Origin of the sequence: Nonomuraea sp. NPDC005983 (genome assembly GCF_040614375.1) — a bacterium.
Classification (GTDB): Bacteria; Actinomycetota; Actinomycetes; order Streptosporangiales; family Streptosporangiaceae; genus Nonomuraea.
Genome location: NZ_JBEXUP010000211.1, coordinates 1 through 11,783, shown reverse-complemented (window position 1 = coordinate 11,783; position 11,783 = coordinate 1). Strand labels below are relative to the sequence as shown.

General features: G+C 67.3%; 9 protein-coding genes. 2 read left to right on the top strand and 7 right to left on the bottom strand.

The window, feature by feature from the left end; translation table 11 throughout:
* Positions 1–416 precede the first annotated feature (416 nt).
* The 7 genes from ABZ297_RS44085 to ABZ297_RS44055 form a co-directional block, all read right to left on the bottom strand.
* Entirely contained in the window at positions 417–2,993 is a 2,577-nt protein-coding gene (locus tag ABZ297_RS44085; RefSeq protein ID WP_355359645.1) for a valine--tRNA ligase, read from the bottom strand.
* 73 nt (positions 2,994–3,066) lie between these two features.
* The gene (gene clpX, locus ABZ297_RS44080; protein WP_355359642.1) at positions 3,067–4,350 is read right to left on the bottom strand and encodes an ATP-dependent Clp protease ATP-binding subunit ClpX; all 1,284 of its coding nucleotides are present in this window, start codon (positions 4,348–4,350) and stop codon (positions 3,067–3,069) included.
* 174 nt (positions 4,351–4,524) lie between these two features.
* Complete coding sequence (locus ABZ297_RS44075; RefSeq protein WP_355359639.1) at positions 4,525–5,148, bottom strand: ATP-dependent Clp protease proteolytic subunit; 624 nt, start codon at positions 5,146–5,148, stop codon at positions 4,525–4,527.
* Between the two features lie 11 nt (positions 5,149–5,159).
* The gene (locus ABZ297_RS44070) at positions 5,160–5,792 is read right to left on the bottom strand and encodes an ATP-dependent Clp protease proteolytic subunit (RefSeq protein ID WP_355359636.1); all 633 of its coding nucleotides are present in this window, start codon (positions 5,790–5,792) and stop codon (positions 5,160–5,162) included.
* Between the two features lie 112 nt (positions 5,793–5,904).
* On the bottom strand, positions 5,905–7,461 hold the full coding sequence (locus ABZ297_RS44065; protein WP_355359633.1) for a Na+/H+ antiporter: 1,557 nt from the start codon (positions 7,459–7,461) through the stop codon (positions 5,905–5,907).
* A gap of 69 nt (positions 7,462–7,530) precedes the next feature.
* Entirely contained in the window at positions 7,531–8,901 is a 1,371-nt protein-coding gene (tig, locus tag ABZ297_RS44060; protein WP_355359630.1) for a trigger factor, read from the bottom strand.
* Positions 8,902–9,050: 149 nt separating this feature from the next.
* Positions 9,051–9,917, bottom strand: coding sequence for a helix-turn-helix transcriptional regulator (locus ABZ297_RS44055; RefSeq protein WP_355359627.1), 867 nt, complete (start codon positions 9,915–9,917; stop codon positions 9,051–9,053).
* 247 nt (positions 9,918–10,164) lie between these two features.
* On the opposite strand from ABZ297_RS44055, the gene ABZ297_RS44050 reads away from it, so the two are divergent.
* Both ABZ297_RS44050 and ABZ297_RS44045 read left to right on the top strand, forming a co-directional pair.
* Entirely contained in the window at positions 10,165–10,626 is a 462-nt protein-coding gene (locus ABZ297_RS44050; protein WP_355359624.1) for an ATP-binding protein, read from the top strand.
* 147 nt (positions 10,627–10,773) lie between these two features.
* Complete coding sequence (locus tag ABZ297_RS44045; protein WP_355359648.1) at positions 10,774–11,607, top strand: M48 family metalloprotease; 834 nt, start codon at positions 10,774–10,776, stop codon at positions 11,605–11,607.
* Positions 11,608–11,783: the final 176 nt, after the last annotated feature.

Sequence of the window (11,783 nt, the reverse complement as noted above, 5' to 3'; positions counted from 1 at the left end):
AATCCCAACCAAAAGGAATCCGTCAAATCAATGACGGGGTTTGTGCATCATGCACTGGCTTTTAGCACACTGTTGAGTTCTCAAGAAACGGACGCGAACTTCGTCACCCAGATCCTGTCGATCCGCGATCAGAGGCGCACCTCTCGCTGATCCAGTTTACCCGACTCGGACGATCTTTGTCAAATCGCCCGATCCGGGATCTTCCGGACCTACCCTGTTCCCAGGGCAACCCCTCTAACTTACTCCAACTTCAGAGCTTTGTCCAATCGGATCTGGACGCGCCCCGAAAGATCGGATCTGCCGGAGGGATGTCGGAGCTAGCTGCCCCGCACGGAAAACTGTAGCAGCCCCAGCGAGGTCCAAGGTCCATCTTCGGTAACGAATAGGTCTTCCCCGCGTGCGGAGGGCCCAAACATTCAGCCTTGCGGCAGCATGGCGAGCTGAGCCTCCAGCCGCGCGATGTCAGCAGCTGACTGCTCGGCCCGTCCTCTGACCTTGGCCACCACGTCGTCGGGCGCCTTGGCCATGAACTGCTCGTTGCCCAGCTTGGCCGCCACCTGAGCGGCCTCCTTCCGGGCCACGGCCAGATCCTTCTCCAGACGCTTACGCTCGGCCGCGACGTCGATGGCGCCGGCGGTGTCGATCTCGACGCTCACTCCGCCCACAGTGAGCCGTGCCGTGGCGGCGAACGTGTCGCCCGGCGCGGTCAGCCGCAGCAGAGACCGGATAGCACCCTCCTGCGCAGCCAGGGCCGTGCCGGACAGCGCTAGCCGCGCCGCCACCTTCTGGCCCGGCTTCAGCCCCTGGTCGGAGCGGAACCTGCGGACCTCGGTCACCAGCTCCTGTAGCGCCACGATCTCCGCCTCGGCGGCCGGATCGGCGTATCGCGCATCGATCTCGGGCCAGGGCGCGACGACGATCGACTCGCCGCCCGTGACCGCCCGCCACAGTTCCTCCGTGACGAACGGCACCAGCGGATGCATCAGCCGCAGCAGCGCGTCGAGGACGTGCCCGAGCACCAGCCTGGTGTGCTCCAGCCCCTCGCCGAGCTGGATCTTGGCCAGCTCCAGATACCAGTCGCAGACCTCGTCCCACGCGAAGTGGTAGAGCAGGTCGGACGCCTTGGCGAACTCGAACTCGTCAAACGCCGCGTCGGCGGACGAGATGACGCTCTGCAGCCGCGACAGGATCCACCGGTCGGCCGCCGTCAGCTCCAGCCCTTCCAGGGACCCGACGGCCGCCCCGTTCATCAGCGCGAACCGGGTGGCGTTCCAGATCTTGTTGCAGAAGTTGCGGGAGCCGGCCGCCCATTCCTCGCTCACCGCGACGTCCGCGCCGGGGTTGGCGCCGCGCAGCAGCGTGAAGCGGGTCGCGTCGGCGCCGAAACGCTCGATCCAGTCGAGCGGGTCGACCACGTTCCCGAACGACTTGGACATCTTCTTGCCGTACTGGTCGCGGACCATGCCGTGCAGCGACACCACGCGGAACGGCGGCTCGCCGTCCATCGCGTACAGCCCGAACATCATCATCCGGGCGACCCAGAAGAAGAGGATGTCGTACCCCGTCACCAGCACGGACGTCGGGTAGAACCGGGCCAGCTCCGGTGTCGCGTCGGGCCAGCCGAGCGTCGAGAACGGCCAGAGCCCGGACGAGAACCAGGTGTCGAGGACGTCAGCGTCCTGGACGTAGCCCTCGGGGGCCTGCTCGTCGGGGCCCACGCAGACGACCTCGCCGTCGGGGCCGTACCAGACCGGAATCCGGTGCCCCCACCACAGCTGCCGCGAGATGCACCAGTCGTGCATGTCGTCGACCCAGTCGAAGTACCGCTTGGCGAGCTCCGGCGGGTGGATGCGGGTGCGGCCGTCGCGCACGGCGTCGCCGGCGGCCTTGGCCAGTGGCGAGACGTTGACGAACCACTGGAGCGACAGCCGGGGCTCCACCACGGTCTTGCACCGTGAGCAGTGCCCGACCGAGTGCAGGTACGGACGCTTCTCCGCGACGATCCGGCCCTCGGCCCGCAGCGCCGCCACCACCGCCGGGCGCGCCTCGAACCGGTCGAGGCCGAGGAACGGCCCGTGCGCGGTGATCACGCCGCGCTCGTCCATGACCGTCAGCGACGGCAGCGAGTGGCGGCGGCCGATCTCGAAGTCGTTGGGGTCGTGCGCGGGGGTCACCTTGACCGCGCCGGTGCCGAATGCGGGGTCGACGTGCTCGTCGGCGACGACGGGGATCATACGCCCGGTAAGCGGCACCTCCACGAGGGTGCCGACCAGGTGCGCATACCGCTCGTCGGAAGGATGCACGGCCACCGCGGTGTCGCCGAGCATGGTCTCGGCCCGCGTGGTGGCCACGACGATCTCGTCGGAGTAGCGGATCGAGACGAGCTCGCCTTCGTCGTCGCTGTGCTCCACCTCGATGTCGGAGAGCGCGGTCAGGCAGCGCGGGCACCAGTTGATGATGCGCTCGGCGCGGTAGATCAGACCGTCGTCGAAGAGCTTCTTGAAGATCGTGTGGACGGCTCGCGAGAGCCCCTCGTCCATGGTGAACCGCTCGCGCGACCAGTCGACGCTGTCGCCGAGCTTGCGCATCTGGCCGAGGATCCGGCCGCCCGACTCCTCCTTCCACTCCCAGACCCGCTCGACGAACGCCTCACGGCCCAGGTCGTGGCGCGATAGCCCCTGCTTGGCCAGCTCGCGCTCGACGACGTTCTGGGTGGCGATGCCCGCGTGGTCCATGCCGGGCAGCCACAGGGCCTCGCGCCCCTGCATGCGGGCGCGGCGGGTCAGCGCGTCCTGGATGGAGTGGTCGAGGGCGTGCCCGATGTGCAGGACGCCGGTCACGTTCGGCGGAGGGAGGACGATGCTGAACGGCACGCGTGAGCTGCCAGGGTCGGCACGGAAGTAGCCTTCGGACACCCAGCGCTCGTAGCTTCGGGTCTCGACGTCGGCCGGGGTGTACTGGGTAGGCAGCTCTGGCGTTGTCACAGTGACCAATTCTAGGGAGGCGGAACAGCGAAACGCCCCATGGATCTGCATCCACAGGGCGCCTGCCGTGCTTGGGAGGCCGTCAGGCCGACTTCTCGCGTGGCGTGCGCTGCTGCTTGGCGGCGAGCTGGTCACGCGGGACAAGGGTCGGGATCGCGTGCTCCAGCACCGACTCGCGGGTGATGACGACGCGTGCTACGTCCTCGCGGGAGGGCACCTCGTACATGACGGACAGGAGCACCTCCTCAAGGATCGCGCGCAGCCCACGGGCACCCGTGCCACGCAGGATGGCCTGGTCGGCGATGGCTTCGAGCGCGTCGTCGGTGAACTCCAGGTCTACGCCGTCGATCTCGAACAGCTTGCGGTACTGCTTGACCAGCGCGTTGCGCGGCTCGGTGAGGATCTGGATGAGCGCTTCGCGGTCGAGGTTGTGCACCGAGGTGATGATCGGCAGGCGGCCGACGAACTCGGGGATCATGCCGAACTTCAGCAGGTCTTCCGGCATCACGTCGGCGAAGATGTCGGCGCTGTCGACCTCTTCTTTGGACCGGATGACGGCGTTGAAGCCGATGCCCTTCTTACCGACCCGCGACTCGATGATCTTCTCCAGACCGGCGAAGGCGCCGCCGCAGATGAACAGCACGTTCGTGGTGTCGATCTGGATGAACTCCTGGTGGGGGTGCTTGCGGCCGCCCTGCGGCGGAACCGAAGCCGTGGTGCCCTCGAGTATCTTCAGCAGCGCCTGCTGCACTCCCTCACCCGAGACGTCGCGCGTGATCGACGGGTTCTCGCTCTTACGGGCGATCTTGTCGACCTCGTCGATGTAGATGATGCCGGTCTCGGCCTTCTTCACATCGTAGTCGGCGGCCTGGATGAGCTTGAGCAAGATGTTCTCGACGTCCTCGCCGACGTACCCGGCTTCGGTGAGCGCGGTGGCGTCGGCGATGGCAAAGGGGACGTTCAGCATCTTCGCCAGGGTCTGCGCCAGCAGCGTCTTGCCGGAACCCGTGGGCCCGAGCAGCAGGATGTTGCTCTTGGACAGCTCAGGGCCGTCATCCCTGCCCCGGTCGCCGGACTGCACCCGCTTGTAGTGGTTGTAGACCGCCACCGAGAGCGCCTTCTTCGCCTTGTCCTGACCGATGACGTAGGCGTCGAGGAACTCGAAGATCTCCCTCGGCTTGGGCAGGTTGTCCCACTTGAGCTCGGAGGACTCGGAGAGCTCCTCCTCGATGATCTCGTTGCAGAGATCGATGCACTCATCGCAGATGTAGACGCCTGGACCGGCAATGAGCTTCTTGACTTGCTTCTGGCTCTTCCCGCAGAAAGAGCACTTCAGCAGGTCTCCCCCGTCGCCGATGCGTGCCACCCCAGATACTCCTTTGCGTGGGACCGCCCTGCTCCCGCGATCCGTATCCTCCGGACCCGGTCCGAACCGCTCAGGTTTCGACGTTACCGTCTTCTGGGCCCTCAGTGAGCCCCCTAGCGGCGAGTCGCACCGGAACGTGCCTTAATGGGCAGCGCTCCGGTGCGCACCTCTCATCTAGGAAGCAACAGCCTGAGCTCGCTTCTTCCTGGACGGGATGATGTCGTCGATCAGACCATACGCCTTCGCCTCGTCCGCGTTGAGAATTTTGTCGCGTTCGATGTCCTTACGGACTTCGGCGGAGCTCTTACCGGAGTGCCTCGCCACGATGTCCTCCAGGAGGGCTCGCATGCGAAGGATCTCGCGGGCCTGGATCTCGATGTCGCTTCCCTGGCCACCACCCTCGGTGGAGGGCTGGTGGATCAGCACCCGGGCGTTGGGCAGCGCGAACCGCTTGCCCGGGGTGCCGCCGGCCAGCAGCACGGCCGCGGCGGACGCGGCCTGGCCGAGGCAGACGGTCTGGATCTCCGGCCGGACGAACTGCATCGTGTCGTAGATCGCCGTCATGGCGGTGAACGAACCGCCGGGCGAGTTGATGTAGATGCTGATGTCACGGTCGGGGTCGAGCGACTCCAGCGTCAGCAGCTGGGCCATGACGTCGTTCGCCGACGCGTCGTCGATCTGCACCCCGAGGAAGATGATGCGGTCCTCGAAGAGCTTGGTATACGGGTTCATCGTCTTCACCCCGTACGAGGTGCGTTCCGAGAACTCCGGAATGATGTAGCGGCTGTTGATATCCACTTCAGCTTCCCCTAGGAGACGGGGCCCTGCGAGGGCACCTGCCGCGCGCTGCGCACGACGTGGTCGATGAAGCCATAGTCCTTGGCCTCCTCGGCCGTGAACCAGCGGTCGCGGTCAGAATCGGCCTCGATCTGCTCGAGCGGCTGCCCCGTGTGGAAGGCGATCCGCTCGGCCAGGGTCTTCTTCACATAGAGCATCTGCTCGGCCTGGATGGCGATGTCGGCGGCGGTGCCACCGATGCCGCCGGACGGCTGGTGCATCATGATGCGCGCGTGTGGCAGACCGTAGCGCTTGCCCTTGGTGCCCGCGGAGAGCAGGAACTGCCCCATCGAGGCCGCCATGCCCATCACGACCGTGGAGACGTCGTTCGGTACATACTCCATCATGTCGTAAATCGCCATGCCGGCGCTCACCGAGCCACCAGGCGAGTTGATGTAGAGCGTGATGTCGCGATTGGGATCGTCGGCCGCGAGCAGCAGCAGCTCGGCGCAGATGCGGTTGGCGATCTCGTCGTTCACCTCCTGCCCGAGCACGATGATGCGCTCGCGCAGCAGGCGCTGGTACAGCTGGTCCTCGAGCCGGAAGGACGAGCCGTTCTCACGGCCTCGCGACTCAGGCTGATAAAAGGTCGGCGGGCTGGTCACAGCGTCACCTTCCGATGCGTCGTAATCGATGGGCTTTGCTTGTGACCTTAACGCGCGCCGCACACAGGTCATGCCCGGTCCACCGACTGTTCGCTGACGGCGCAGGTTCAGGTCAACGGTCGCCCGTGACCCTGCGGCGCTCCTCGACGTCCAGCTCATGATTGAGTTTACGCAACGTGTCAGTGCCGATCGCCCCCTTCTCGTAGAGCCGGCGAAGCTTCTCGCGCTGGGCTCTGATCAGCTCGCGGCGCAGGCCGCCATGGCCCGCCTCGAGGTCGACCCCCGGGCCGGCCTCGCCGAGGAGGTCGTCTTCGAGTATCGCCCTGACCCGGTCCAGGCGCAGCTCGAAGAGCTGCCTGAAGACCTCGGCCGTGTGCTCGTCCACCCTGCCGTCGGCGGCCAGTTCGTCCAGGCGGGCGAGCGCGGCCTCCAGCATGGTCTGACGCGCGGTGGTCTCCTCCAGGATCTCGGTGCGCGACTCGCTCAGTCCCACGCGCCGCAGCACCAGGCCGAGAGTGGTGGCCTGCAACCCGAGCGACACCAGGACGACGCAGGCCGCCAGGAAGATCAGCAACGGCCGGTTTCCGGCGGAGAGGGGGATCGACAGGGCGATGGCCAGCGTGATCGCGCCGCGCATCCCCGCCCAGCCCAGCACCAGGCGCTGCTTGCGCTCGATCGGCTCTCTCAGCCGGACCAGCGGCAGCACCAGCACCGTCCACACCAGCCGTAGCAGGATGACGGTTGCGACGGTGACCAGGCCCGCGACCGCGTAGCGGGACCACGCCGTGCCGCCCAAGTGCTGGAACACCGTGACGATCTGCAGGCCGAGCAGCACGAACAGGGTGGACCCGAGCAGGTGGATCAGCACGTTCCAGAAGACCTGGCCGGTCAGCCGGGAGGCGGGCTGCAGGACGTGCCCGGTGATGCCGAACGAGAAGCCGGTCACGATGGTCGCCAGCACGCCCGACACGCCGAGGTGCACGGCCGGTATGTAGGCGACGAACGGCGTCAGCAGCGACAGCACGATCTGGCTGCGGGGGTCGTGGAACAGCGGCCGGACCCTGCCGATCACCCAGGCGACCACGAGGCCGTACAGGATGCCGCCGCACACGATCCGCAGCAGGGTGAGCGCCCCGTGGGCGGCCGTGACCCGGCCGGTCAGCCCGTCGACCGCGAGCCCGAACATGGTGAGCGCGACGCCGTCGTTGAGCAGGCTCTCGCCTTCCAGGATCGTCACGAGCCGCCTGGGCGCGCCGACCCGCTCCAGCACGGACGTGGCGGCCACGGCGTCGGTGGGGGCGACGGCCGCGCCGAGCGTGAGCGCCGCCGCCCACGTCAACCCTGGGACGGTGGCACCTAGGACGACCATCACGCACAGCCCGGTCGCGCAGGTCAGGCCCACCGCCAGGACGCTGATCGGGACGGCGTCGTGCCTGGTTTCACGCGGAGCCGTCAGGAAGGCGGCGCGGTAGAGCAGTGGCGGCAGGAACACGTTGAGCACCACCTCGGGCTCGACGTGCACCACCTCCGCGGACAGCAGCAGGCTCAGCGCCGCGCCGAACAGGACGAGGAGGAACGGCTCCGGCACGCGCAGGTGCCTGGCGAGCACGCCGGACACCACCATCGCGAGCCCGACTCCCAGGGCGAGGATGAAGAGCTGGTCCCCCATGGCCTCTCACCTGCCCAAAAACCGACAAAGCCCCCAACCGCATGGCGGTGGGGGCTTCGTACGTGAAGGTCAGTCTTCGGTCTTCTCCTCGGCGGGCTCCTCGACGACCTCTTCACCGTTGATCTCGGTGTAGATGGCCTTGAGGTCGACCTCGTTGCCCTCGGAGTCGACAACCTTGGCGGCGTCGCCGATGACGGACTTCGCCTTGTCGCGGACGATCTCGACCATGGCCAGCGTGAGCTGGTCGTTGTCGGCCAGGTGCTGGGCGAGCTGGTTGGGCTGGACGCCCATCTCCATGGCGCGGCGGACCACGAAGTTGGTCAGCTCCTGCTCGGAGACGCCGAGCTCCTCCGCCTTGACGATCTTGTCGAGGACGAACCCGACCTTGATCGCCTTGGCCGAGCTGGTCTCGAACTCAGCGAGGCGCTCCTCCTCCGTCGTCTGGTAGAGACGGAAGAACGCGTCGCGACTCAGGCCGCTCTCGGCGACCTGGTGGTCGAGGTTGTGCTTGCGGGCGTCGACCTCAGCCTTGAGCGCGCTGTCGGGGATCGGGATGTCGATCTTCTCCAGCAGCGTGTCGAGGGCGTTCTCGCGGGCCTGGACGACCTGCTCGATGAGCTTGTTGCGGCGGGCCTGCTCGCGGATGCTCTCCTTGAGCTCGTCGAGCGTGTCGAACTCGCTCGCGAGCTGCGCGAACTCGTCGTCGAGCTCGGGCAGGACCTTCTCCTTGACCGACTTGACGTTGATGATCACGTCGGCTTCCTCGCCGGCGTTGGCGCCGCCGACCAGCTCGGTCTTGAAGCTCTTCTCGTCGCCCGCGGACATGCCCTCGAGCGCGCCGTCGAGACCCTGGAGCACCGAGCCCGCGCCGACCTCGTAGGAGACCTCGTTGGCCTGCTGCTCCTCGATGTTCTTACCGTCGATCTCGGCGCGCAGGTCCATGACGACGAAGTCGCCGGACGCGGCGGGACGCTCGACGCCGGTCAGCGTGGCGAAGCGCTGGCGCAGCCCGTCGAGCTGGGCGTCGATGTCGGCGTCGGAGACCTCGGCGGAGTCGACGGTGACCTCGACACCCTGGTAGTCAGGGACGTCGAAGTTGGGACGGATGTCGACCTCGGCGGTGAACTCGATCTGCTCGCCGTCGTCGATCTTCGTGACCTCGATGTCGGGCTGGCTGACCGGGAACAGGTCGACCTCGTCGACGGCCTGGCCGTACAGCTTGGGCACCGCGTCGTTGAGGGTCTCCTCCAGCACCACCGCCCGGCCGAAGCGCTGCTCGATGATGCGAGCCGGGACCTTGCCAGGGCGGAACCCGGGAACGCGCACCTGCTGCGCGACCTTCTTGTACGCCGCATCCAGGCTCGAGCGCAGCTCGTCGAACGGCACCTCGACAGTGAGCTTGACCCGGGTCGGGCTGAGCTCCTCGACAGCGGTCTTCACGGGGTGGTCTCCTTGATCAAGCTTCCAGTGATCGCGGGCGCGTCCATTCGGTACGGCTCACGCGCCGCGCCCACATGATCGGCGTTGGGCATGCTCCGCTACGGCGGTACCAAACGCCGTTGGCCAGTCTAGGGCAGACCCAGCGACTCTCAGAACTCTTCGGCGATCGACCTCAGCAGCTCGACGGTCTCGTCGGGCGTGGTGCTGACTGCACAGAGCCGTTCCATCACCGCTGTGTACCTGTCGACGTCCTCGCGCTTGTCCAGGTAGAGGGCGCTGGCGAGTTGCTCGACGTAGACGACGTCCGGGAGCTCGTGGTCGGGGAAGCGCAGGATGCTGAACGCACCGCCCTCGGCGCTGTGGCCGCCGAAGCTGAACGGCATGACCTGGATCGTGATGTTCGGCTGCCGCATCAGGTCGATCAGGTGCTCGAGCTGTGCGCGCATGACCTCGGCTCCGCCGATGGGACGGCGCAGCGCGGCCTCGTCGATGACCGCCCAGAAGACCGGCCCCTCGGGGCGTTCGAACACCCGCTGGCGCTCCAGCCGGAGGTCGACCCTGCGGGCGATCTCCTCGGCGCCGACGCCGGCCGATCCGGCGGTGACCACCGCTCTGGCGTACTCCTTGGTCTGCAGCAGACCGGGGACGAACTGGACCTCGTAGGTCCTGATCCTGGCCGCGGCCTCCTCGAGACCCACGTACGCCTGGAACCAGGTGGGCAGGATGTCGTTGAAGCGGTGCCACCAGCCGGGCTCGTTCGCGGTCGCCACCAGGTCGAGGACGGCGTGGCGGGCCTCGTCCTCGACGACGCCGTACAGGGTCAGTAGGTCGGACACGTCGCGCTCCTTGAACCCGACCCGTCCGAGCTCCATGCGGCTGATCTTGGATTCCGAGCCGCGGATGAGGTGCCCCGCCTCCTCGCGCGAGACGCCCCTGCCTTCCCTGAGCCTGCGTAGTTGGGAGCCCAGGAGGATACGCAGCGCCGTAGGCCCGGAACCCGGCTGGTTCTGCGTCACTGTGCCTCCCTATCAAGGTCCGCACACACAGTGACACCACAACGCCGCGTATGACAAGGTCTCAACCTGGTGTCCGAATCGGCTAGCCACCCGGTAACCGACCATGCGGCTGCACATTGCACATGCACGTGCATTTGGGTCTTGCAGCGTCGGCGGTCCTGACCCATGATGGTCTTGTGCATATTGGGCAAAACATGCACGAAACCGAGGGCAATCGGGAGGTATCGGCGGGATGGTTGGGGACCCCTTGGCCACTGCCGATTGTCTGCAGATCACCCGCGAGGTGGGCTTTGACCACCTGTTGACCTCGGGCAAGCCCTACACGGCCTCATGCCCCCTCCCCTTCCAGGCCGACTCGGTCAAGACGGCGAGGGATGTGACACGCTCGACCCTGCGGCGCTGGGGGCTGTCAGAGCTGAGCGACGACGCCGCGCTGGTGGTGTCCGAGCTCGTGACGAACGCCGTCAGGTACGCGGTGTACGCGCGCGGGCAGCAGGGCATCCAGCTGCTCCTGATGCGGGTGGCGCCGCACTTCCTGCTTGCTGTGGCCGACCCGAGCGACGAGATCCCGCGGCCCAAAGAGCCCGACTTCATCTCCGAGAACGGGCGCGGGCTCTACATCGTCGAGACCTACAGCCAGTGCTGGGGCTGGGACCCCCTGGCCCGCGGTGGCAAGGCCGTGTGGGCCCTCTTTCGCGCCGACTCCTGATTTATTACCCTTTCTTGCAGTGAAGGGGAGTACCTCCGAACACGCCTGATCGTCACGACGGCCCTCGTGGGCCCGGTCAGGCGGGCCCTTGGCGGCGAGGGAGACCTTCCGGCCCATCGTTGTCAGGCTGGAGGTTCCGAGGTGCGGATGCTCGTCCCCATGTCCCTGCTGGCGGCCGTCTACGGCGCCGTGCTCGCCGGGCTCGTCCTGGTGGGGGTCCCCGTTCTCTGGGTCGTCCTGGGAGCCTGCGCGATCCTGCTGGTGCAGTGGCTGTCCACCGAGCTGCTCGCGCGGCGGATGACCAAGGCCCGATTCGTCACGGCGGACGAGGAGCCGGAACTGCACGCGGTGCTCGACCGGTTGTGCGCGCTGAGCGACGCCCCCAAGCCGCGGCTGGCGATCAGCCCGTCGCCGGCGCCGAACGCGTACACCGTCGGACGGTCACGACGCAGCGCGACGATCATCGTCACCACGGGCCTGCGCGCCAGGCTCGACCCGGACGAGCTGACCGCCGTCCTCGCCCACGAGATCGCCCACATCAGGCACAGCGACGTGGCGGTCATGACGGTGGCCAGCTCGTTCGCCATCGCCCTGGCCGCGTTCGCCAAGGGCACCGGACGTGTCGCGGTCGAGGCGCCCGGCCTCCTGCTGGAGGAGTTCCCGTACGGCCTGCTGATCGGGCTCGCGGTGCTGGCGGGCGGCGGACTCGCAGGCCTGGTCAGCTTCCTCGCCCATCTGCCGCTCCGCTGGCTCAGCCGGGCCAGGGAGCTCGCGGCCGACCGCGCCGCCGCCGACCTCCTCGGCCAGCCGGGGCTGCTCGCCTCGGCCCTGCTGAAGGTGCACGAGGACGAGGGCATCCCGCTGCGGGACCTCCGTCGCGGGGTTCCGGCGCTGGGGCTGGTGGCGTCGCGCACCAGGGAGGGCCGCCTGATGGCCACCCACCCGCACGTCCACGAACGCGTCAGGCGGCTGGTGGGCTGAATCGCGGGACCCCGGACATGCGGAAGGCCACTCGCGATCACGACGAGTGGCCTTACTCCTGGTCGAACAGTCGGGGCGACAGTGTGCTGGTTCAGGACATAGGAAACCCATGTCGCAAGACATAGGAAACTTCAATGGAGTGTGTCTCGGGACATAGGCAACCATCGCGATCATGA